Consider the following 22,839-nt stretch of genomic DNA (forward strand, 5'->3'; position numbering starts at 1 on the left):
CTGCGGCCTCCGTTTTTTTTGCCGCATACCGACATGGGACTATAATCGACCGGCACAGTGGGTGGCTGCGGCACGGCTGCCTGGATATTTCCCAACGACGATACCGACCATTGCATACATCTCTCTGCTTTTCGCTGGCGCTGGCCGCCGGCATTGCGCACGCCGATGCGCCATCCGTGACGCCAGGGTTGAATGCCGCGCAATTGGCCATCGTCATCAACGATGCGGAACCGAACAGTGTGGAAGCGGGGGAATATTACCGCCAGGCGCATGGCGTCCCCGCCGCCAATGTCGTGCACGTGACGATACCGAACCGGCCCAAAAAGCTCAGCGCGGACCAGTTCGCGCAGCTGAAGTCGCGCATCGACGCCCAGCTCAAGCCGGAAATCCAGGCGGTACTGATGGTGTGGAGCGCGCCGTACGCGGTCGAGTGCAATTCCATCACGGCCGCATATACCCTGGGCTACGATGCGGCGCAGTGCGCCAAGACCTGCAATGCAGGCAAACAGAGTCCTTACTTCAACAGCACTGTCAACCAGCCATTCACGCAGATGGGCATGCGCCTGTCGATGTTGCTTCCGGTAGATTTTGTGGAGGAGGCCAAGGCCGTCGTGGACCGCGGCACGGTCAGCGGCTTTTCCGTGCCGCCCGCCAGCGCCTATTTCCTGACCACCAGTGAAGGCGCGCGCAATAGCCGTGCGCCCTTTTTTCCGCCTGCCGGCGTGGTGCGCCAGCGCAAGCTCACCATCAAGAACATCAAGGCCGATTCGCTTGAGGGAGCACAGGACATCATGATTTACCAGACGGGCATGGCCAAGGTTGGCAAGCTCGATACCCTGCGTTTCCTGCCGGGGGCGCTGGCGGATCACCTGACCTCGTTTGGCGGCGATTTGCAGGGCACGGCGCAGATGAGCAGCCAGCGCTGGCTCGAGGCGGGCGCCACGGCCAGTTATGGCACCGTCAGCGAACCGTGTAATTTCTGGCAGAAATTTCCCAATTCGACAGTCTTGCTGCGCCGCTATCTGGGCGGGATGACGGCGCTGGAAGCGTATTGGGGCAGTGTCGCGTGGCCGGCGCAAGGCTTGTTTATCGGCGATCCCCTGGCGGCGCCGTATCTGGCATACCGGCGCTGAGGCGGCTTAGCTGGACGAAAAAAAAGGCTCTTGCGAGCCTTTTTTCTTATGCCTGGCGCCCGGCCTTGCGGCGCAGGGCCAAGGCCAGCAAGCCGAGGCCGGCCATCAGCATGGCCCAGGTCCCGGGTTCCGGCACGGCGGGCGTGATGGGCGGCACGATGGCCCCGCCACCGCTGCCATTGCTGCCGCTGTCGATGCCGCCGCCTGCGCCGCCGCCGCCCACACCGGCTTTTCCTGCGGGGGCGCCCGTGTCAAAGCCGGACGATGTCAGCAGTGGTGCATAGACGCTATCGGCGCCGGCGTAGGCGCGGCCGGCGCCGCGATAAGCAGCGGCATCGTCGATCACTGGCTGGTCTTGCACGGCGATAAAGTCACGCGTGCCAAAGCGGTATTCGCCGCCGGCATTGCCGGTGCGTGCGCCTGCGCTGCCGCCGCCATCGCCTTGCTGGCCCAGCAGATTGGCCAGGCGGTGACCCTGGTTGCCGGATTGCGGATGGCGCAATACCTGGCTCGATTCGCCTTCGCCGAATTCCGGCGTCTGGCTCGTGCCGTCATTGGTGCGTGCGCCGAAGCCGATGAAACCATCGACGAGGCTGCAAGCGCTGTAGGTGCTGTCGAGGTCGGCGTCCTTGGCCTTGCCGCCTGCGTTGCTGGCGGCTCCCGTGGCCTGGCAGCGTCTCTCGTCGCCGCTGGCGCGCTGGGCGCCATTTTGTGCTTGCGCCGTGCCAGCCGCCAGCAATAACAGACTGCAGGCGAACAACGAAGCGAACTTGAATGGGGTGGCTGGTGTTGACATTTACTTACCTCTTGGAAATGCATTCTGAGCGCGGCGCATATCGCCGGGCGCTGAGGATGTAATTGGTGCTTACGCTACCTGTGCGACATGGTTTGTGCACGGCAGGATGGCAGATGAAGAGCCGGGCATGGATGGGGCCCGCTCGATCCATTTGTATTGCAAGGTTCTCAAAGTTGCTAATGACTTATCAAGAATAAAACTTATTTGCCTGAAATATATCATATTTTCCTGGCAGCTCCTATTTTATCGTGCCGCCGTGAAGCTATTGTTGCTTATCGAATACGAAGAAAGGCGTCTTCCCGCATGCCACAGTCGAGGCTTTTACTCCGTTCGGCTTAATCAAATGTCATCAAGTCGTCATCCCTGGCCTTTAATATGCAAATAACAAGTCTGAAATACTTTTGTTAATTGTGGCGCGCCGGCCCATCCTGCGGGACCGGCACCATCTCTTTACCGACCGGGATCCTCATGCACACCTCGTTTTCCTCCTTGCGCACGCCGCTGCGCCTGACCGTCATGGCTACCCTGCTGGCCAGCCTGTCCGTGCCGGCCCTGGCTGCTTCCGATATCGTCATCAGCCAGGTGTATGGCGGTGGCGGCAACACGGGGGCGCTGTACCGCAACGATTTCATCGAACTGTTCAACCGCGGCGCCAGCCCCGTGAACCTGAGCAACTGGAGCGTGCAATACGCGTCGGCCGCCGGTTCGAGCTGGGCCGTGACGGCCTTGCCGGCTATCGATTTGCAACCGGGCCAGTATTTGCTGGTCCAGCAAGCCAAGGGGACGGGCGGCACGCAGGACTTGCCCGCGCCGGATGCCTCGGGCAGCCTGGCCATGTCCGGTACGGCAGGCAAGGTGTTGCTGAGCAATAACAAGACGGCGCAGACGGGCACCAGCCCCACGGGCGCGGCCGTCGTCGACCTGGTCGGTTTCGGCACGGCCAACGGTTTTGAGGGCGCCGTCGCGCCCGCGCCATCGAATACCCTGTCCATCGCGCGCGCGAATGGCGGCTGCGGCGACACGGACGATAACAGCGTGGACTTCGCCGCCGGCAGCGTGACGCCGCGCAACACCGCCTCGCCGCTGAATGTCTGCGGCGGCCCCGTCGTGCACCAGATCATCACCAACTGCCCGGCCAGCCTGGCGCTGGCGCTGGGCAGTGGCGGCAGCGCCGTGCTGCGAGCGTCCGACGTGGATGGCGTCGTGAATGCGGCCAGCCTGGCGTCGCCGGCCGTGGCCGGCATCAGCCTGGCCAATTTCAGCGCGGCCGGCGTGGCGGGCGAGAGCGCCAGCGTGAGTCTGCTGGTGGCCGCTGGCGTGCCGGTGGGCAATTATCCCGTCGTCGTCCAGTTCGGCAACGACCAGCAGCAAAGCGCCAGCTGCAAGATCGACGTCGCCGTGCAAGGCCTGGCCGCCAACAGCCACACGATCCCGCAAATCCAGGGCAGCGGTGCAAGCAGCCCCTACGCCAATTCCGTGCAGACGACCGAGGGCGTCGTCACCCTGAAAGTAGGCACGGGCTTCTTCATGCAGGACGCGGCCGGCGATGGCGACCCGTCTACGTCGGACGGCATCTTCGTGTACACGGGCGCGGCCGTCACCACCGTGCAGCCGGGCGAACTGGTGCGCGTGACGGGCACGGTGGTCGAATACACGCCGTCGGGCGCGAAAAATTCCTACACGGAATTGAAGGACGTGACGGCCATCCTCACGCAAAGCGCGGGCCACGGCATCGTGCCGGCGAATGTGACCTTGCCGAACGACAACCTGGCTGCCGTGGAAGGCATGCTGGTGCGTTTCACGCAGCCGTTGACCGTCTCGCAAAACGCCTACCTGGGCGCGCGCGGCGAACTGACCCTGTCGGCGGGACGGCGCGAAGTGCCGACCAACCGCTATCCGGCAGGCTCCGCCGAAGCGCAAGCCTTGATCGCCGCCAATGCGAACAACCTGATCGTGCTCGATGATGGCATTTTCGTGGCACCGCCGACGATACCGTATATCGGCCAGGACAACACCGTGCGCAGCGGCGACACGGTGGCCGACCTGACGGGCGTGGTGGATTTCGGTGCCATCGGCGGTGGCGGCGCCGCCTACAAATTGCAGCCGACGCAGACGCCGCAATTCTCGCGCGACAACCCGCGCACGGGCAGCCCGGAGCTGCCGTCAGGCAACGTCAAGGTGGCCAGCGCCAACGTGCTGAATTTCTTTACGACCTTTACCAATGGCAATAACGTGTTTGGCCAGACGGGGCAGGGCTGCACCGTGGGTTCGTCGACCACCAAATCGAACTGCCGCGGCGCCGACAACCTGGCCGAGTTCGTGCGCCAGCGCGACAAGATCGTGGCCGAACTGAAAGCCATCGATGCGGACGTGGTGGGCTTGATGGAAATCCAGAACAATGGCGAAACGGCCGTCACGTACCTGGTCGAGCAGCTCAACGCCGCCATCGGCGGCGTCACCTACGCCGTGGTGCCGAAGCCGGCTGCCACGGGCACGGACGCCATCCGCGTGGCCATGATCTACAAGCCAGCCAAGCTGGGCCTGGTGGGCGGCGCCCTGTCGGACGCCAACGCCATCAACAACCGTCCGCCGATGGCGCAGACCTTCCGCGCCGCCAATGGCGAGAAATTCTCGCTGGTCGTCAACCACCTGAAATCGAAGGGCAGCTGCCCTACTAGCGGGCTGGACGCGGACCAGAACGATAGCCAGAGCTGCTGGAACGCCACCCGCGTGCAGCAGGCCCAGCGCCTGGTGGGCAGCTTCGTGCCGCAGGTGGCGGCCGCTGCCGGCGACGCGGACGTGCTGGTCATCGGCGACTTGAATTCGTACGGCGCGGAAGACCCGATCCAGGTCATCACGGGCGCCGGCTTCGTCAATGAACTCGAGCGTTTCGTGCGCCCGTCCGGCATGCCGTACTCGTATGTATTCGGCGGCCAGAGCGGCTACCTCGACCATGCGCTGGCCAGCGCTTCGCTGAGCCCGCAAGTGGCCGGCGTGGCCGAGTGGCATGTGAATGCGGACGAGCCGGAAGTGATCGACTACAACATCGATGCGGCCAAGCCGCAAGACCTGTACAACGCCTTGCCTTACCGCGCCTCGGACCACGACCCCGTCGTCATCAGCCTGGACTTGCAGCCCGCCTACCGCGACATCACGGCCGGCGTGGCGCAAGCCAGTTCCGGCCTGACGTTCAACCGCGCGACGCAAAAGTACACGGGCACGTTCGCCTTCACCAACACGGGCACGGCGGCCATCAGCGGTCCGTTCCAGGTGGTGTTCGGCGGCTTGCCGGCCGGCGTGACCCTGGCCAATGCCACGGGCAGCCATGCGGGCGCCGCCTATGTCACCGTCAACGCGGCCAGCCTGGCGCCCGGCGCGACGGCCTCGTTTGCCGTCAGTTTCACCAATCCGTCGAAAGTGACGATCAATTACTCCGCCAGCATTTTTGCCGGCAACTTCTAAGGATACGACCATGTTGACAACGAAATTCAACCTTACCCTGCGCCGCGCCGTGCTGGCCGCCGTGCTGGCCGCCAGTTCCAGCGTGGCACTGGCGGACCCGCTCAGCTACCGCGTGGAAATCGACACGCGCCAGTTTTCGGGCGCCGGTTTCCTCGACTTCGCCTTTATTGCCGGCAACAGCCCGGCACCGGGCGCCAGCGCCGTGCTCAGCAATTTCTCGGGCGCCTTTGGCGCGCTGGCATCGCAGGACGGCAATGTCAGCGGCAGCTTGCCCGGCACCTTGACCTTCGGCAATAGCGGTGCCTACAACGACTGGTTTCACAACGTGACCCTGGGCGGCAAATTCGGTTTCAACGTCGTTTTTGGCGGCGACTTCCTGAACACGGCCGGCAACGCGGGCACGACGTTTGGCGTGGGCTTGCTCGACGCCAGCGGCACGGCCTACCTGGGCAATGCGAACGGCAACCTCGTGCAATTCGAATTGACGCCGCTCAATGGCGGCATTCCCGCCAGCATCGCCGGCAGCACCTACGCCAGCATCGCGTCGATCTCGGCCGTGCCGGAAGCGTCGGAATGGATGATGCTGACGGGTGGCCTGGCGCTGATCGGCTTTGCCCTGCGCCGCCGCCAGCCTGTCACGCGCGCATAGTCTTGCCAAGCAGAACACAGCGTGCCTGCGGGCCGCTGTGCTGTGTCTATTTATTTGAAATAGCTATAAATCAGGAAACTAAATTGTATTGGTCACCGTTTTACGCTTGATGCATAGTAAAAAACTTGTCGGGTAGTCTAGTATTTTCATGACTGCTGCCAACTTTTTTCGGGAGGATGCATCGATGCCTGGCCATATCCTGGTGCTGGACCCTGCGCCCGCCATGCAGGCGCTGCTGGCGCATAACCTCGCGGGCGCCGGCTACCGGGTCAGCTGCGCCCTGGATGGGCGCGGCGCGCTGGCGCTGCTGGCGGCCGACCCGCCCGACGTGCTGCTGCTGGAATGGGAGTTGCCGGATGCGTCCGGCATTGCGCTGCTGCGCCAGGTGCGCCAGGATGGCCAGTTGTGCGACTTGCCCATCATCATGGTGAGCGCGCGCGACAGCGAACAGGACAAGGTGCTGGCGCTGGAAAGCGGTGCCGACGACTATCTGTGCAAGCCTTTCGGTCCCCGTGAAATGCTGGCCCGCGTGCACGCGCTGCTGCGCCGGCGCACGCCATCGGCCTTGCGCGCAGGCGCAAGCACGGCCGGCGCCACCGTCTTGCGTCTCGATCCGCATACCCTGCGCGTGACGGCCGGCAGCGTGCCCGTCAGCCTGGGCCGCGTGGAATTCAAATTGCTGCATTTCCTCATGGATCATCCCGGACGCGTGCATAGCCGCGCGCACCTGCTCGACCAGGTGTGGGGCCATGCGGCCTATCTCGACGAGCGCACGGTCGATGCCCACGTGGGACGGCTGCGCCACGCGCTGCAGCCGGGCGGTTGCGGCCACCGCATCGAAACCGTGCGCGGCAGCGGCTACCGCTATCTGGCGTTTGATGCCGCCGTGTGCGCATGATGCTGCTGACGGGGCGGGAACAGGAATACCTGCTGCACGCGATACTGGGCGCGCATGGCATTGCCGAGTCCGGCGATTTCTTTCTCTGGAGCCAAGGGCCGTTGCAAACGCTGTTGCCGCACGACTTATTAATGTGCGCGCAGCTGGGTGCCGACGGGGCCGTGCTGCGCAGCGAAGCGTGGCACAGCATCGCGCCCGATCACGCGCAGCTGCGCGAGCGCCAGGGCCAGCTGGCGCGCCTGGCGCTGGCCTGGCGCGCGGGCGGCCAAAGGGCGGGCGTCATCGATGGCGTGCTGGTGCACGGCAGCGTGGGCGAGGGGGGCGGCAGCTTTTTTGCCCTGTTCGCCATGGGAACCGTGGACGCGGCACGCCAGGCCTACGCGCTGGAATTGCTGCTGCCCTACCTGCACCTGCACTGGCTGGCGCTGCCGGCCAGCCGGCGTGCGCCCCCGGCCGGTCCGGGCGCCACGCGCGCAGCCAGTGCGCGCGAACTGGAAGTGCTGCACTGGGTGCGGGAGGGGAAGAGCAATGACGAGGTGGGGCAAATCCTCGGCATCAGCGGCACTACCGTCAAAAGCCATTTGCAGCGCATCTATAAATTATTGGGCGTGAGCAACCGCACGCAAGCCGTCTCGCGCGGCATCGCGCTGCGCCTGCTCAGCCATTAGCGCTGGTCCTGTATTTTATTCTTGTCATTGCCGCCGCCATCCTGCGTGTGTTCGACGCTGCCGGGCGACACCCGCGCCACGTCCGGGCTCGCTTGCAGGCGCGCCACTTCGTCCGCCGTCAGCATGGCGGCAAAGCCATTGAAGGCCGTCGTATAGTGATATTGCACGGGAGCATCGGGTACCAGCGCCAGCACGGCGCGCTGCTGCGCTTCGAGCTGGGCCGTGTAGCGCCGCGCGGCGTCGCTCTTCGTATCGAGCCCATGCACGCCATCCGCCTGCGAGGCCAGCGGCGGGGCGCGCAATTGCACCAGATACGACAGCCGCGCCGCAGCGGCCTGCGCCGCGACAGGCAGCGCATGGATGCTGGCCAGGCCGGCCAGGATGGCAATGCTGAGGCGAAATGCGGACATGCAAGCTCCCTTGGCGCATGGCGCCCATGCGCCGATTGTACGCGCGTCGCGCATAAAAAACGCGCCCCGCAGGGCGCGCCGTGTGACTGCCTGGAGCGAGACCGTTACAGCTTGGCGTCCACTCTCACGTTACGCTGGCTGGGGACGGCCAGCGGCAACGGGTTGTTGGTCTCCACCGACAACACGGTGGTGGACGCGGCCGCATTGTTGCCATCAAGGAAGACTACGCCGCCCAGGTAGCGCTTGCCCGTTTCCAGTCCCGACCAGCTGACGCCGGCCGTGGCGCTGCCGCCCACGTACACCTTGCTGGGCAGGGTGGCTTTCAGATTGCCGCCCTTGTCGGCTGTCGTGACGACGGCCGACGACAGGCCGAAGCCGGTCGACACGCCATTTGCCACTTCGTAGCCGATCGCGCACACCTTGTAGCTGCCTGCCGGCGGGGTGGTCACGGTGATGGACTCGTTCGAGCCGGCCGTGGCCGAGGTGGCGACGGTCGCGCCGGCGCTGTTGAGCAGCAGCAGGTCGAGGTCATTGCCGGCGCCCTCGGTCGTGTCGCGGTCGAAGATTTCAAAGCGCGCCACCACCGTGCTGGCGGGAATGCTGACATTGACCACGCGCACTCCGCTGCCGCCCGCCTTGCACGCGGCAGCCATCTGCGCCAGCGTGTCAACGCTGCCCGGCGCGGCCTGGCTGATGGTTTGCTCGCTGCGCGCCACTTCCTTCAGGCCACCCGTCGCCGCGCCCACCTTGCCGGCAAAGCCGGTGGACAGGGTCAGCGAACGCAGGCCGCTGACCTTGTCCGCCTGCAGCAGCGCCGGCGACTGCACCGCGCGGCCCGAGCGGGCCGTGACGGGGCTGCGTACCGTGTGCACGCCGTCGCTCCACACGAGGGCGCCATACTGCCAGGCATTGTCCGGCGCCGTGGTGCGCGTCAGGGTCACGGTGAAGGACTTGGTTTCGCCGGGCGCGAGCAACAGGGTGGCAGGCGACACCGCCACGCTGTAGCCGCTGACCGAAGCGCTGGCCGTGTACGTGGCGCTGCTGCTGCCCACGTTGGTGACGCGGCGCGTCACCGTTTGCGTGCCCAGCACGTTGCCGATGGTGATGGACGGCACGTTCAGGTTGTAGCCGGCAATGGTGCCGCCCGCGCATTCGGCCGTCATGCCGACGCCGCACATGTATTTCTTGTAGTCGGCCAGGCTGGCGTCATACACGAGGCCGGGATCGCTCGCCTTGTTCGGCGTCACGTGGCCGGCGCCCTGGCCCCATGGCAGGATGCCGCGCGCGTCGCCTGCCTGAACGTCGGGCAGGGTGGTGCTGCCGGTCGTCATCAGGGCCGATTTGATGGCGGCCGGGCTCCAGTCCGGATGCTGCTGGCGCAGCAGGGCGGCCAGGCCGGCCACGTGCGGGCTGGCCATCGAGGTGCCTTGCAGGAAGATGTAGGCTTGCGGCGGCACCAGGCTGCCATCCTGCACGGCGTCGCGCTGGGCGCGCGACAGGGCAGGCGTGCCGCCGGCCAGGATATCCACGCCAGGCGCCGTGACGTCCGGCTTGAGCAGGTTGGCGTCGTACAGGTTCGGGCCGCGCGAGGAGAAGTCGGCCACCACGGGGGCGGCGGGGCCGTTGCCGTTGGTAACGAAACGCGAGATGGCGGCCGTCGCCGCGCCCGTCTGTGCCTGGGCGTTGATCAGCGCGCCATCGGCGGCGCTCACGTGCACGGCCGGCAGCACGTGCGGGTCGGACACCAGGCCCACGCCCGTATCGACCAGCACCATGCCGGCGCCGCCCGCTTCGAGCACGGCGACGCCCTTGTCGGTACGCGCCGTGGTGCCGCGCAGGCAACTGACGACCTTGCCGGCCACCTTGGCCGGGTCCAGCAGGGCCACGCCGCCGTTGTCGCCGGCGCGGTAGCACAGCGCCAGTTTTTGCGCATCGGCGCCGGGCAAGCCCGCATCCTGGGCGCGGATCAGAGTGGTGGCCGGCAGCGGATTGTAGTTGAGCGAAGCGCCCGTGTACTTGGCGCCATTGCCCAAGGTCACGGTGGCCTGGTTGGCGCGGTTGTGCGTCGAGGCGGCCACCGTGGTGATCCACGGACTGACGTGGGCCACGGTATTGGCCGGTCCCGCATTGCCGGCGGACGCGGCAACGAAGACGCCCGCGTTCGACGCGTGCAGGAAGGCTTGCTCGACGGGATCGTTGACGGTGCCGCCGCCGCTGATCGAGTAATTGATCACGTGCACGCCGTCCCGCACGGCTTTTTCGATCGCCGCCACGCTGTCGCCGCCGTAGCAGCCGTTTTTCGCGCCGGTGGGCTGGGTGGCCAGGTTGTACGACCAGCACACCTTGTAGACGGACAGGCGGGCGCGCGGCGCCACGCCCGAAATGGCGCCCAGCGGCGTGCCGCTGACGGTGACGGGCACGCCCGCATTGCCGCCCGCGGTGGACGAGGTATGCGTGCCGTGGCCGCCTTCGCCATTCGGGTCGCCGATGGAATCGCGCGGCGAGGTGTATTCGCTCCAGTGCTGGATCTTGTCCGTCTCGGTCAGGCGCACGGCATTGAAATACTGCGCACCGATCAGCTTGTTGTTGCAGTGGTCTTGCGTAAAGCCTTCGCCCGTCTGGCAGCTGCCTTTCCAGGCGGCCGGCGCGGCGCCATACGCCAGGGTGGCATTCGGGTCGAAGGTCGGGGCGCCGTTGGCGTCGACCTTGTCCGCATACGACAGGTTTTCCGGCCACACGCCGCCATCGACGATGCCGATGATGATGTCTTCGCCCGCATGCTGCTTGCCGCCCAGCTGGCTCCACAGGCCGCCCGGCTGGTCCAGGCCCAGGAAGGTGGGCGTGTAGTTCGTCTGCAGGGCGCGCGGCTCGTCGGGGGCGATGCTGGCCACTTCGCCGCTCGCTTGCAGCTGGCGCACTTCGGCGTCCGTCAGCAGGGCGGAGAAACCGTTGAGGACGATCTTGTACTGGTATTGCACGGGCGCGGAGGCGACCAGGGCTTGTACCCGGGCCTGCTTCTGCTCGAGGTAGTCGCCGTACAGCTGCACTTCCGTGCTGGCCAGGTCGAGGCGGCCGCCGGCGGCCGGCTGGGTGGCGCCCAGGCCTTCCACCGAACCGGCGTAGGAAGCGATCGGTTTATCGGTCAGCTGCACGATGTAGGGACGGCGCAGGTCGTCGGCGTGGGCCTGGAAGCTCAGGCTGGCAAACAGGCTCAGCACGGCGAGCGAAATGGGGCGTAAAGCGGGACGGAATGTCATGTGGGTTTTCCTGGTAACGGTAGCGGGAATCGACGGGGCGGATCAGGCTTGACGGCGGCGGCGCGCCACGAAACCGATGCTTGCCAGGCCCAGCAGCAGCATCGCGTAGGTCGATGGTTCCGGTACCGAGGCGACGATGTTGTCGAGCGCAAACTGGCCCTTGTTGCTGCTGAAGGCGTTGCAACTGCCGGCCGTGTTGCAAGTGAAACCGAAGAAGGCCAGCGAGGCGAATTGCTGGCTGCCGAATCCGGCGCTGGTGTTGTAACGTTGGAACTGGAAGTTGCCACCGATGGGGCCGCCCAGCTGATAGGTTTCGTAGATGGACGAACCGTTGGCGTAGAAGCCTTGCACGCGCAGCAGGCCGGCGACGGCCGGATAGGTGACGCCCTGGGCGTAGCCGATGAAGCTGGCGTCGAAACCCTGCAGGCTGACACTGCCGCCCGTCTTCAGCGGGTCCAGGTAGACGATGCCGTCGTTGAGCGATGCATAGTAATTGCTCGTATTGTTGGTCGGGCACGCCATGCCGCAGGCGGCCGGGTCCGTGCCGTCGAACACGGCGCCGACCAGGTCGCCATAATTGGCGCCGGCGGCATTCGAGGCACCCGTCAGCAGAAATTTGCCGAATTCCAGCGAGTCGCCGTGGCCGACGAACTGGCTGTCGATGTTGTCAAAGTTGATCACGTCCGCGATGGCGGCGGGAGCCCAGGCAGCGGACAGGGCCAGGATGGCGGCGCCAGTCCACTGCTTGGCCGAGAAAGGACTTGCTGCGGCAGTTGCCTTCGAATGCACAATACGAGTCATGAATTTTCCCTTGGTGATTATGTCGGATGCAATATGTTTTGCGTCTTGGAGGCTCTTTCCCGCGCGGCCGGATAAGACCAATGCGCAGAAAATTGATTTTTACTATAGCAAAATAGGCAATTTCATTGTTTGATATTCTTTCAAATTTAATTTGAAAGTTACAAATAATGAATGAATAAAATTCACGCAATACTATGATTTGAATACTGATAGTTACAAGTTTCCTACGCGAAAATAGTTGATTCCTGACACGTGCGCGAAGAGTGCAAGCGCATACCGTTCCTTTATTGCGCCAGATCGTTTCCTCGGTGATTTGTTGTTCACAGTACAAAGAAAAGATTGTATTAACCATAACCGGCATGGTAGGCTGGTGAGCATCAGGCAAGCGCGTGTCGCCCGTGCGTGGCCATCCGTTGCGCGCGGCGACGCAATGTATTGAAGGTAGGCAATAAGGAGTGACCGGATGCATGCAGCACACAGGCAGAACCTTGCGGCAACGCGCCATGCGCGCGGCTTTACCTTGCTCGAACTGTTGGTCGTGATCGTGATCATCGGCTTGCTGGCGGCCTATGTGGGCCCCAAGTATTTCGCCCAGCTGGGCAAATCCGAAGTGACGGTGGCCAAGGCGCAGATCGAGGCGTTTGAAAAATCGCTCGATACCTACCGCCTCGACGTGGGCCGCTATCCCACCACGGAAGAAGGCCTGGCCGCGCTGCTGGCCGCGCCGCCCGCCGCCGGCACGCGCTGGAACGGCCCCTACCTGAAAAAAGCCGTGCCGCTCGATCCGTGGGGCCATGCCTATCAATACCGCGCGCCCGGCAGCAAGGGCGAGTACGACATCGTCTCGATGGGCAAGGATGGCCAGCCCGGCGGCAGCGGCGAAAACGCCGACATCAGCTCGCAATAGCGCCAGCGCCATTCTTTTCCTACGGACAATCCATCATGCAGTTTGAAGTACGCGCGCTTTCCACGGACCAGGCCGTTGCTGCCCTGACGACGTGCGTGATCGATGGCCGCGACGAGGCGGACGCGCGCCGCCAGGCCGAGGCCCGCGGCCTGTTCGTCAGCGCCATCCGTCCCTTGCGCGCCACGCCGTTCAGCGCCGCCGGGCGCCAGCGCGCGCGGGCCTTGCCCCTGCTGCTGTTCAGCCAGGAATTGCTGGCGCTGCTGCAGGCGGGCCTGGGCATCGTCGAAGCGCTGGAAGCCTTGCTGGAAAAGGAAGCGTCGCCGGCCACGCGCAGCGTGCTCACGCGCCTGCTGGAGGGCTTGCGCGAAGGCAAGCGCTTTTCCGCCGCCCTGGCGGAGCAGGCGGAACTGTTTCCCCCCTTGTATATCGGCATCGTCAAGGCGGCCGAAGGCACGAGCGACTTGCCGCGCGCGCTGTCGCGCTACATCGACTACCAGCAGCGCATCGATACGGTGCGCAGTAAAATCGTCAGCGCCGCCATCTATCCCGCCATTTTGCTGGCCGTGGGCGGCGGCGTCAGCGCTTTCCTGATCAGCTACGTGGTGCCCCGTTTCGCCGAGGTGTACCAGGGCGCCGGGCGCAATCTGCCGTGGATGTCGCAAGTGATGCTCAGCTGGGGCCAGTTCGTCACCGAGCATGGCCTGCTGCTGTTGCTCGGGCTGCTGATCACCGGCAGCGTCGTGTTCACTGCCGTGCGGCGCGTGCTTCGCCATGGCGGCGTGGCGCGCCTGCTGGCGAAGCTGCCCGGCATCGGCGAGCGCGTGCGCATCTATGAACTGTCGCGCCTGTACCTGACCCTGGGCATGCTGTCCGAAGGGGGCATTACCATCGTACAAGCCATTTCCACCGTGCAAGCGATGGTCTCGCCGGGCATGCAGGCATCCTTGCAGCAGGCGCGCGCGGCCATCGAGGCGGGCCAGCCCCTGTCTTCCGCCTTCGAGCAGCATCAACTGACGACGCCGATTTCGCTGCGCATGCTGCGCGTGGGCGAGCGCACGGGCGACATGGGCCCCATGCTGACGCAGTCGGCGGCCTTTTACGACGGTGAAATCAGCCGCTGGATCGACCGGTTTACGCGCACCTTCGAACCCTTGCTGATGGCCGCCATCGGCCTGGTCGTGGGCGCCATCGTGATCCTGCTGTACATGCCCATCTTTGACCTTGCCGGCGATATTTCATGATGCCCTCCCCAGCCGAATCCACCGTGGCGATCGACCCCGCGCTGCTGCAGCGCGCGCGCATCCTGAGCCGGCAATCGAAGCGCAGCCTGGTCGAGGAATTGCAGCAGCTGAGCGGCATCGAGGCGCGCGCCGTGGTGCGCGCACTGGCGCGCCCGTTCGGCCTGGACGTGCTGGAAACGGCCGACATGCTGGCCTATGCTCCCGCTTTCGATGTGCTGCCCCTGTCGCAGGCGCTGGCGCGCCACAGCGTGCTGCTGCGCGCCGCCGACGGCCAGCTGGTGGGCGTAATCGCCGACCCGTTCGACCTCGACCTGCAAACCTGGCTCGGCGCGCGCGCGGGGCAGGGCGTGTTGAACGTGCGCCTGGCGCTGCAGGCCGACATCGGCGCCTACCTGTCGAAGCAGGAAGAATCGGCGCGCGCCGTCGACAACCTGCTGCCCGGCGCGGCGAACGACGCGCGGCGCGACGGCAAGACGGCCGCCGTGCTGTCGTTCGCCAGCGTGTCGGAAGCGGCCAGCCCCGCCGTCAAGCTGGTCAACTCGACTTTATACGACGCGCTGAAGGCGGGCGCCTCGGACATCCACCTGGAAAGCACGGCCGGCGGCCTGGCCGTCAAGTACCGCGTCGACGGCGTGCTCGATCATGCCACGGCCGTCAACGGCATCGAGGTGGCCGAGCACATCATCTCGCGCCTGAAAGTGCTGGCCGAACTCGATATCGCCGAGCGCCGCGTGCCGCAGGACGGCAGCTTCCGCGTCGAATCGGGCGGTCGCGAAATCGATTTGCGCGTCTCCATCATGCCCAGCATCCATGGCGAGGACGCCGTCATCCGCATCCTCGACAAGCGCGCCATGATCGAGGCCTACGGCGCCCTGACCCTGGAAGCGCTGGGCTTTGACGCGCCGTCGCTGGAAGCCCTGCGCGCGCTGGCGCAGGAAGCCTACGGCATGCTGCTCGTCACCGGCCCCACGGGCTCGGGCAAGACGACGACCCTGTATGCGGCGCTGACGGAGATCCACAACGGGCGCGAAAAGATCATCACCATCGAAGACCCCGTCGAATACCAGCTGCCCGGCATCTTGCAGATACCGGTGAATGAAAAGAAGGGGCTGACCTTCGCCAAGGGCTTGCGCTCCATTCTGCGCCACGACCCCGATAAAATCATGGTGGGCGAGATCCGCGACCGCGAGACGGCGGAAATCGCCGTGCAGTCGGCCCTCACTGGCCATCTGGTGCTCACCACCGTGCATGCGAATAATGTGTTCGACGTGTTCGGCCGTTTTACCCACATGGGCATCGATCCGTATGCCTTCGTCTCGGCCCTGAACGGTATCTGGGCGCAGCGCCTGATCCGCACCAACTGCCCCCATTGCGCCACCGGCTACACGCCGGACGATGCTGAACTGGCCAGCGTGGGTCTGGCGCGCGCCGACGTGGCGGGCTATGAATTCAAGCAGGGCAAGGGCTGCGGCGACTGCCGCGGCACGGGCTACAAGGGGCGCCGCTCGATCGCCGAGATTCTCGTGCTGACCGATGAAATCCGCGAACTGATCGTCGATAAAAAACCGATCCGCCAGATCAAGGCGGCCGCGTATGCGAACGGCACGCGCAGCCTGCGCCTGGCGGCGCTGGAACTGGTCAAGCGGGGCGCCACCACCATCACGGAAATCAAGAGGGTCACCCTGCATGCGTAGCGGTTTTGCGAAGTTGAGATTGGGACAGGCATTGCGCCTGGGCGTGGCGGCAGGCAAGGTGAGCCTGTGGCGCAGCAGCCGCTGGCGCGCACCCGCCTGGACGCCGCTGGGCGAAGCCGCGTATGTGCCGGATGCCGCTCATGGCCTGCATGGCGACTTTGCCGCCCTGGGCCAGGCGCTGGCGCAGTTGCTGGAGCGGCTGCTGCCGGCCAGCCAATACGCGGGCTGGCCGCTGTCCGTGGTGCTCGACGATGCTCTGGTGCGCCTGTGGCAGGTGGATCTGCCGCAGGGCGCCGCTCGCCTGGCCGATATCGAGGCGGCCGCCGCGCTGCGCTTCCAGTCGCTGTATGGCGATCCTCCCGGCCTGTGGCACAGCAGCAGCACCTGGGATGCGCGCGCGCCGTTTTTCTGCGCCGTGCCCCGTGCGCTGCTGGCGCAGCTGACGCGCGTGGCGGCCGAACGCAAGCTGGCCCTGATTTTTATTACGCCGCAATTCGCGCGCCACTGGAACCGCTGGCACGGCGCCTTGAAACCGGGCGCCTGGTTCGGCCAGTTGCAGGAGAACGCCTTGACCCTCGGCGTGCGGCACGATGGCCGCCTGCTTGCCGTGCGCGCGCTGCCCGTGCCGCCTGGCGCCGGCCATGACTGGCTGGCGCAGACGCTGGCGCGCGAAGCGCTGCTGCAAGGCGTGCCCGCACCGGCGCTGCTGCAGCTGTGCGGCGCGCCGCCGCCCGCATGGCTGATACAGGCGAAAGAGTTTGGCTGCCAGGTTTTTTCCGCGCCGGACGGGGAAGGCGCCCTGTCGCCGGCCGGTCGGCTGGCGCGCAGCGGAGGCGTGGCATGACGCGCCTCGATATCGATTTCGCGCCGCCAACTTGGCGCCGCAGCCTGCACCGCGTGCCCGCCTGGGCATGGATCGCGGCGGTGCTGGGCGTGGCTTTGATCGCCACGGCAGTGTGGGCCGGCAGCGATGCGCTGCAGCGCCAGCAGGCAAGCGAGGCACGCTGGCTCCGTGCCCAGCAGCGCGTCGCGCAAGCCGCGCAAGGGCCGGCGCCGGTGGCGCAAGTGCCGATCGCGCCCGCGCAGGCGGCGGCCGTGAATGCGGCCATCCTGCAATTGAACCTGCCGTGGCGCGACCTGCAGGATGCGCTGGCCAGCGCCACGCCGCCCGCCATCGCGCTGCTGGCGCTGGAGCCGGACGCGCGCAAGCGCGTGCTGAAAATCACGGCCGAAACGACCGGCAGCGACGCCATGGTGGCTTATATCGCGCAATTGAAGCAGCAGGAACTGTTCGGCTCCCGCGTGCAGCTGCTGCGCCATGAAATCAACGCGCTCGATCCGAACAAACCCTTGCGCTTCCAGCTCGAAGCGCGCTGGGGTACGCCATGATGGCCATCGACATCAACACCGTGCGCCTGCGCGCGCAACTGCTGCTGCGCCGCATGGGGGCGCCCGCCTGCCTGGCCGTGGTTCTGCTCGCGCTGGGGACCGCCGCCTGGATGTGGGCCTGGCAGCAGCGCGCCGTGGCGGCGCGGCTGGAAGCGCGGCCCTTGCCGCAGCCATCGCTGGCCGTGGCGGCCTTGGCGCCGCCGGCGACGGCCAACGAGAACCTGGCGCGCTTTTATGCCGTCCTGGGGCAGCAGCGCCACGCGGAGCAGCAGGTCAAGCAGCTGTTCGACCTGGCCGCGAAAAACGGCTTGCTGCTGGCGCAGGGTGAATACAAGAGCGGCTACGACAAGGCCAGCAGGGTCGCCACCTGGCAGGTGACCTTGCCGCTGAAGGGCAGTTATGCGGCCGTATGGCAGTTCGCGCTGCAAGCGCTGCGCGCCGTCCCCTTCGCCTCGCTCGACGAACTGAGTTTTCGCCGCGAGCAGATCGCCGATACGCAACTCGAGGCGCGCCTGCGCCTGACCTTCTATCTGACCGATACGCCTGGCGATGCGGGAGAAACACCATGACGCCGCGCCATTGGCTCATGCTGGCCGGCTTGCTGGGCGCGGGCGCCTTGCTGCTGTTCGGCGAGCGCCAGCCCGTATCCAGCGTGGCGGAAGCCGTGGAGCGGGCCGTCGCGCCTGCGCCCGCGCGCCATGCGGCCGCCAGGCCGCCAGCCGCGCAACCGGCCATCCTGGCCCTGCTGCCGCGCAGCGAAGTGGCGGGCGAGGATGGCGACACCTTTGGCGGCGCCGGCGCTGTCTTCCAGAGCCAGAACTGGAATCCGCCGCCGCCCAAGGTGGTGGCCGTCGCCCCGCCGCCGCCCCCGCCGCCGATGGCGCCGCCGCTGCCCTTCGTCTACCTGGGCAAGGCGGCCGCCGACGGCGCCTGGGAAGTGTTTTTGTCGCGCGCCGACAAGACGTATATCGTGCGCGCCAATACCGTCATCGATGGCGCCTACAAGGTCGTGACGATCGCGCCGCCCGTCATGACGCTCACCTATCTGCCGTTGAACCAGGTTCAGCAGCTCAACATTGGAGTATTCGATTGATGTCTCGTTCCTTTTCATCGGCGCCGTTGCTGGCGCTGCTGGTGCTGCTGTCCGGCTGCGCCGGGCAGCAGGCGTACCGCGACGGGCGCGAGCTGATTGCGCAAGATCAGATCCCGGCCGGTCTGCAAAAGCTGCAGGAAGCGCTGCAGCAAGACCCCGGCAACGCGCAGTACCGCAGCGCGTATCTGCAGGCGCGCGAACGGGCGACCAGCAGCCGCTTGCAGCAAGCCGAGCGCCAGGCGCAGGCGGGGCAGGGCGACCTGGCGCGCGCCTCTTTCCTGAGCGTGCTGGAAATCGATGCGCAGAACGAGCGGGCCAGCAGCGGCTTGCGCGCGCTCGAACGCGAGCAGCGCCAGGGCAAGCTGCTGGCCGAAGCGCAGAAGGATATCGACGCCAAGCGCTACGACCCCGCGCGCCAGCGCCTGAACGCCATCCTCACCGAGCAGCCGAGTCACGCCGGCGCGCGCGCGCTGCTGCGCGAGGTCGATGAAAAAACGGCGCCGCCCATCGTCGAATCGGGCCTGGCCAAATCGTACAAGCAGCCGATCACCATCGAGTTTCGCGACGCGCCGTTAAAACAGGTGTTCGAGCTGATCGCGCGCCGCTCGGGACTCAATTTCGTCTTCGACAAGGACGTCAAGGCGGATGCGAAAACCTCGATCTTCCTGAAAAACAGCACGGTGGAATCGGCCGTGTACTTCCTGCTGGTGACGAACCAGCTGGAGCAGCAGGTGATGGATGCGAACACGATCCTGATCTACCCGAACGTGGCGGCGAAATTGAAGGAATACCAGGAGGTGCTGGTGAAAACCTTCTTCCTGGCGAATGCGGATGCCAAGCAGGTGGCCAACACGCTCAAGACCATCTTGAAGACGCGCGACGTGGTGGCCGATGAAAAGCTCAACCTCGTCATCGTGCGCGACACGCCCGAGGCGATCCGCCTGGCCGAGCGCCTGATCGCGCTGCAGGACGTGCCGGAGGCGGAAGTGGTGCTGGAGCTGGAAATCCTCGAAGTCAAGCGCAGCCGCCTGCTGGAACTGGGCGTGGCCTGGCCATCGAGCCTGACCCTGACGCCACTTTCCACCTCGGGCGGCGCGGGGCTGACCATCAACGACTTGAATAACCTGAACCAGCGCACCATCGGCGTGAGCGACCTGTCCGTGACGGCGAATGCCAAGAAGACGGATGGCGACGCGAATATCCTGGCCAATCCGCGCATCCGCGTGCGCAACCGGGAAAAGGCGAAGTTCGTCATCGGCGACAGGGTGCCCGTGGTGACCACCACGATTTCGCCGGGCACGGGCGGCTTCGCTTCCGAGTCGATCAGCTACCTGGACGTGGGCTTGACGGTGAATGCCGAGCCGACCATCTATTTGAACAATGAAGTGGGCATCCGCATTTCGCTGGAAGTGAGCAACCTGGGGGCGGCCACCACCACCCGGAGCGGCTCGACCCTGTACCAGATCGGCACGCGCCAGGCCTCGACCATGCTGCAATTGAAGGATGGCGAAAACCAGGTGCTGGCCGGGCTGATCAACAATGAGGAGCGCAGCTCGGGCAACAAGGTGCCGGGCCTGGGCGACATCCCCGTGCTGGGACGCCTGTTCGGCAGCAGCAAGGACGACAGCCAGAAGACGGAAATCGTGCTGTCGATCACGCCGCACCTGGTGCGCACCGTGCAGCGTCCGGAAGCGAAGGAGTCGGAATTCTCGGCCGGTACGGAAGGCAGCTTCCGCCGCCGTCCCGACATGGCGGCCAAGGCGCCCACGCAGATGCCGGGCACGGTCATCGTGCGTTCCGGCCCGTCCGCCGTCGGCATGCAGCCGGCGCCGCCGCAGCCGATGATGACGCCCGGACAGCTGCCGGCGCCGCTGCAGCCGCAGACGGTGCCCGCGCCGGAGGTGGCGCCGTCGCCCGAGCCGGCCGCGTCGCCCCTGCCGATATCGTCCGGCCAGCCCGTGCCGCTGCAGGCGGCGCCCTTGCCCCTGTCGTCGAGCCAGCCGGTGCCGGTGGTGCCGCCGCCCGTCAAATGAGCGTGGCGCGCGCGCAGGGGCGGCAGGGCGGCTTCACCCTGATCGAACTGCTGGTGACCCTGGCCATCCTGGGCGTGCTGGCTACCCTGGTGATCCCCGTCACGCAGGTGACGGTGCAGCGGCGCCAGGAGCAGGAATTGCGGCGTGCGCTGCGCGAGATCCGCCAGGGGCTCGACGCGTATAAGCGGGCTGGCGACGAAGGCCGCATCCTGCGTGCGACCGACGCCAGCGGCTACCCGAAAAGCCTGGAAGTGCTGGTCGAGGGCGTGCCGGACCAGCGCAACCCGAAGCGCAGCAAGATGTTCTTTTTGCGCCGCGTGCCGCGCGACCCGTTCAACGCGGAGGCTGCCCTGAGCGATGCGCAAACCTGGGGCAAGCGCAGCTACGCCAGCGAAGCGGCCGAGCCGCGCGAGGGCGACGATGTCTACGATGTGTATTCCACGTCCGGCAAGACCGGTTTGAACAACGTGCCTTACCGTCTATGGTGAACCATGCCCGCTGAAAACGCCCCGCGCCGCGCGCGCGGCTTTACCCTGATCGAACTGCTGGTGGTGCTCGGTATCGTGGCGCTGCTCCTGACCCTGGCCGTGCCGCGCTACTTTCCCAGCCTCGACAAGGCCAAGGAAACCGTATTGGCCGACAACTTGCGCAACCTGCGCACGACCATCGACCAATTTCACGGCGATACGGGGCGCTATCCCGATTCGCTGGAGCAACTGGTGGAAAAGAAATACCTGCGCGCCATGCCCATCGATCCCATCACGGACAGCGACAGCAGCTGGCTGATCGTGCCGCCGCCCGACGACACGCCGGGCCAGGTGTATGACGTGAAAAGCGGCGCGCCCGGCAAGGACCGCAGCGGCACGCCGTTCGCCGACTGGTAGCGGCCATGTACCGTTCTGCGCGCCGCCAGCGCGGTTTTACTTACCTGGGCCTGATCATCCTGGTGGCCATCCTGGGCCTGGCAGGGGCGGCTGGCCTGAAGATGGGTTCCTTGCTGCAGCGCCAGGCGGCCGAGCAGGAACTGCTCGACATCGGTGCGCAGTTTTCAGATGCGCTCTACAGCTATGCGGCCGCCACGCCGCCGGGCCAGCCGCAACAGCCGCCGACCTTGGCCGCCTTGCTGCGCGACCCCCGTACGCCCCAGTTGCGCCGGCATCTGCGCAAGCTGTTTGTCGATCCCATCACGGGGCGTGCCGAGTGGGGCTTGTTGTACCAGCCCGGCAGCAACGGCATCATTGGCGTGCACAGCCTGTCGAAGGCAGCGCCATTGAAAGTCGGCAATTTCGAGGCCCGTTTTGCCGGCTTCGACGGCAAGGCCCATTTTTCGGAGTGGCACTTTATGGTCGACGCCCGAGGGCAAGCCCCCCAGGCTGCTGCGGCCTCGGGCATGCCGGAAGGCGGCACGCCGGCCGTCGCCCCCGCTTTGCCGGCACCACCGTTGTTTTCTCGCCCTGTTACCCCACCGCAAGAACAAGCGCCGCCAGAGCCAGATGAGCAGCCTGAAGCGCAAAATGCCGCCGAAAACACTGCCGAGTAGGTGCTTTCCCTGTCAAACATGGGAAAAAATAGATGTATGCGCCGATAACTATTTTTCTCCAGAAATTCATAGATAGTGGCAAATAGTTCATTTCGAAAATACTTATCCTAGATGAAACTTCGATAAAATATTTATAAGTAATTTGATGCAATTATGCTACCATCCTGTTCAGTACTTCCGGTACTAAAACTATTGGTGGCCTGCGCATTGCAGCCATAAATTACTTTTTAAGGGATAAGCTATGAAATTGAAATTTATCGCTGCAGGCATTCTGGCAGCAGCATCGTTCAGCGCGTCGGCAGCAACCTACGACCTGGGCATCCTGGATCCAACCGGTTCCGATACCCTGTCGGCCATCACCACCAAGTTTGCCGCTAACTCAGCAGTTGACGATTTCTGGACCTTCAAGCTGGTCACCCCATCGTCGACGTCGTTTGGCGCACTGCAAACGTTCTCCGTGGTCGAAGGCGCGATCAAGGATTTCTCGGCAACCTTGCTCGGTTACGGCAACCTGACCAACACCAGCGCCGCTGGTATCCAGAGCCTGAGCTGGGATGGCCAGCTGGCCGCCGGTTCGTACACGGTGCACGTGACGGGCCTGACGGGCCTGAAAAATGCAGCGTACCTGGGTTCCGTCTCGGCACTGCCAGTGCCAGAGCCAGAAACCTACGGCATGCTGCTGGGCGGCCTGGCGCTGGTTGGCGCCGTGGCACGCCGCCGCGCCAAGAAAGTTGCTTAAGCTTGCGCTGCAATGAAAAAAACCCGCTTCGGCGGGTTTTTTTTCGTCTGCATCATTTGCACAAGGCAAGACGCCGGCAACAACGTCCTGCGTAATCCGGACAAGCTGCGCAGGACGAGGCGCCAAGTC

Annotated in this window: 21 protein-coding genes; 17 read left to right on the forward strand and 4 right to left on the reverse strand. The window is 65.4% G+C overall.

Annotated features, from left to right (window positions below):
- Positions 1–110: 110 nt before the first annotated feature.
- Positions 111–1,133 carry a TIGR03790 family protein gene (locus ACQ4WQ_RS18630; protein WP_326457304.1) on the forward strand — a complete coding sequence of 341 codons (1,023 nt, stop codon included), beginning with the start codon at positions 111–113 and terminating at the stop codon, positions 1,131–1,133.
- 46 nt (positions 1,134–1,179) lie between these two features.
- Here the strand turns inward: ACQ4WQ_RS18630 and ACQ4WQ_RS18635 are convergent, their stop codons facing one another.
- On the reverse strand, positions 1,180–1,929 hold the full coding sequence (locus tag ACQ4WQ_RS18635; RefSeq protein ID WP_326457303.1) for a PEPxxWA-CTERM sorting domain-containing protein: 750 nt from the start codon (positions 1,927–1,929) through the stop codon (positions 1,180–1,182).
- Between the two features lie 468 nt (positions 1,930–2,397).
- Between ACQ4WQ_RS18635 and ACQ4WQ_RS18640 the strand changes: the two genes are divergently transcribed.
- The 4 genes from ACQ4WQ_RS18640 to ACQ4WQ_RS18655 all read left to right on the forward strand — a co-directional run bounded on the left by ACQ4WQ_RS18640 (position 2,398) and on the right by ACQ4WQ_RS18655 (position 7,606).
- The gene (locus ACQ4WQ_RS18640) at positions 2,398–5,391 is read left to right on the forward strand and encodes an ExeM/NucH family extracellular endonuclease (RefSeq protein WP_436499082.1); all 2,994 of its coding nucleotides are present in this window, start codon (positions 2,398–2,400) and stop codon (positions 5,389–5,391) included.
- A 10-nt stretch (positions 5,392–5,401) separates the two neighbouring features.
- The gene (locus tag ACQ4WQ_RS18645; protein ID WP_436499084.1) at positions 5,402–6,040 is read left to right on the forward strand and encodes an NF038129 family PEP-CTERM protein; all 639 of its coding nucleotides are present in this window, start codon (positions 5,402–5,404) and stop codon (positions 6,038–6,040) included.
- A gap of 184 nt (positions 6,041–6,224) precedes the next feature.
- Positions 6,225–6,938: a winged helix-turn-helix domain-containing protein gene (locus ACQ4WQ_RS18650; protein WP_326457300.1), complete on the forward strand. Its 714-nt coding sequence runs from the start codon at positions 6,225–6,227 to the stop codon at positions 6,936–6,938.
- Complete coding sequence (locus ACQ4WQ_RS18655) at positions 6,935–7,606, forward strand: LuxR C-terminal-related transcriptional regulator (protein ID WP_326457299.1); 672 nt, start codon at positions 6,935–6,937, stop codon at positions 7,604–7,606. The genes ACQ4WQ_RS18650 and ACQ4WQ_RS18655 overlap by 4 nt, the downstream gene beginning before the upstream one ends.
- Here the strand turns inward: ACQ4WQ_RS18655 and ACQ4WQ_RS18660 are convergent.
- From ACQ4WQ_RS18660 to ACQ4WQ_RS18670, 3 genes are all read right to left on the reverse strand, one after another.
- A complete protein-coding gene (locus ACQ4WQ_RS18660) occupies positions 7,603–8,016 on the reverse strand; it encodes a protease inhibitor I9 family protein (RefSeq protein ID WP_436499087.1) in 414 nt (137 codons plus the stop codon). The genes ACQ4WQ_RS18655 and ACQ4WQ_RS18660 overlap by 4 nt on opposite strands.
- Before the next feature lie 104 nt (positions 8,017–8,120).
- Positions 8,121–11,273, reverse strand: coding sequence for a S8 family peptidase (locus ACQ4WQ_RS18665; RefSeq protein WP_436499089.1), 3,153 nt, complete (start codon positions 11,271–11,273; stop codon positions 8,121–8,123).
- 42 nt (positions 11,274–11,315) lie between these two features.
- Positions 11,316–12,074, reverse strand: a complete 759-nt coding sequence (locus tag ACQ4WQ_RS18670; protein WP_436499091.1) for an NF038120 family PEP-CTERM protein — start codon at positions 12,072–12,074, stop codon at positions 11,316–11,318.
- A 463-nt stretch (positions 12,075–12,537) separates the two neighbouring features.
- Here ACQ4WQ_RS18670 and gspG point away from each other — a divergent pair, with 463 nt between their 5' ends.
- The 12 genes from gspG (at position 12,538) to ACQ4WQ_RS18730 (ending at position 22,710) form a co-directional block, all read left to right on the forward strand.
- The gene (gene gspG, locus ACQ4WQ_RS18675) at positions 12,538–12,981 is read left to right on the forward strand and encodes a type II secretion system major pseudopilin GspG (RefSeq protein ID WP_034782166.1); all 444 of its coding nucleotides are present in this window, start codon (positions 12,538–12,540) and stop codon (positions 12,979–12,981) included.
- Between the two features lie 35 nt (positions 12,982–13,016).
- Complete coding sequence (locus ACQ4WQ_RS18680) at positions 13,017–14,222, forward strand: type II secretion system F family protein (RefSeq protein ID WP_436499093.1); 1,206 nt, start codon at positions 13,017–13,019, stop codon at positions 14,220–14,222.
- Complete coding sequence (locus ACQ4WQ_RS18685) at positions 14,222–15,916, forward strand: GspE/PulE family protein (protein ID WP_436499174.1); 1,695 nt, start codon at positions 14,222–14,224, stop codon at positions 15,914–15,916. Before ACQ4WQ_RS18680 ends, ACQ4WQ_RS18685 begins: the two co-directional genes overlap by 1 nt.
- Positions 15,909–16,760, forward strand: coding sequence for a hypothetical protein (locus ACQ4WQ_RS18690; protein ID WP_436499095.1), 852 nt, complete (start codon positions 15,909–15,911; stop codon positions 16,758–16,760). The genes ACQ4WQ_RS18685 and ACQ4WQ_RS18690 overlap by 8 nt, the downstream gene beginning before the upstream one ends.
- Positions 16,757–17,305: a ubiquitin family protein gene (locus ACQ4WQ_RS18695; RefSeq protein WP_436499097.1), complete on the forward strand. Its 549-nt coding sequence runs from the start codon at positions 16,757–16,759 to the stop codon at positions 17,303–17,305. Before ACQ4WQ_RS18690 ends, ACQ4WQ_RS18695 begins: the two co-directional genes overlap by 4 nt.
- Positions 17,302–17,874 (forward strand): hypothetical protein, encoded by a 573-nt coding sequence (locus ACQ4WQ_RS18700; RefSeq protein WP_436499099.1) that lies wholly within the window; start codon positions 17,302–17,304, stop codon positions 17,872–17,874. The genes ACQ4WQ_RS18695 and ACQ4WQ_RS18700 overlap by 4 nt, the downstream gene beginning before the upstream one ends.
- Positions 17,871–18,398, forward strand: coding sequence for a hypothetical protein (locus tag ACQ4WQ_RS18705; protein ID WP_436499101.1), 528 nt, complete (start codon positions 17,871–17,873; stop codon positions 18,396–18,398). Before ACQ4WQ_RS18700 ends, ACQ4WQ_RS18705 begins: the two co-directional genes overlap by 4 nt.
- Positions 18,398–20,431 (forward strand): secretin GspD/PilQ domain-containing protein, encoded by a 2,034-nt coding sequence (locus ACQ4WQ_RS18710; RefSeq protein WP_436499176.1) that lies wholly within the window; start codon positions 18,398–18,400, stop codon positions 20,429–20,431. Before ACQ4WQ_RS18705 ends, ACQ4WQ_RS18710 begins: the two co-directional genes overlap by 1 nt.
- Complete coding sequence (locus ACQ4WQ_RS18715; RefSeq protein ID WP_436499103.1) at positions 20,428–20,919, forward strand: type II secretion system protein; 492 nt, start codon at positions 20,428–20,430, stop codon at positions 20,917–20,919. Before ACQ4WQ_RS18710 ends, ACQ4WQ_RS18715 begins: the two co-directional genes overlap by 4 nt.
- 3 nt (positions 20,920–20,922) lie before the next feature.
- The gene (locus ACQ4WQ_RS18720; protein ID WP_326457288.1) at positions 20,923–21,315 is read left to right on the forward strand and encodes a type II secretion system protein; all 393 of its coding nucleotides are present in this window, start codon (positions 20,923–20,925) and stop codon (positions 21,313–21,315) included.
- A 5-nt stretch (positions 21,316–21,320) separates the two neighbouring features.
- The gene (locus ACQ4WQ_RS18725; protein WP_436499105.1) at positions 21,321–21,971 is read left to right on the forward strand and encodes a type II secretion system protein; all 651 of its coding nucleotides are present in this window, start codon (positions 21,321–21,323) and stop codon (positions 21,969–21,971) included.
- 241 nt (positions 21,972–22,212) lie between these two features.
- On the forward strand, positions 22,213–22,710 hold the full coding sequence (locus tag ACQ4WQ_RS18730) for an FxDxF family PEP-CTERM protein (protein WP_326457286.1): 498 nt from the start codon (positions 22,213–22,215) through the stop codon (positions 22,708–22,710).
- The last annotated feature ends 129 nt before the right edge of the window (positions 22,711–22,839 follow it).

The sequence above is a fragment of the Janthinobacterium goodfellowi genome (assembly GCF_051380695.1).
Lineage (GTDB): Bacteria > Pseudomonadota > Gammaproteobacteria > Burkholderiales > Burkholderiaceae_D > Janthinobacterium.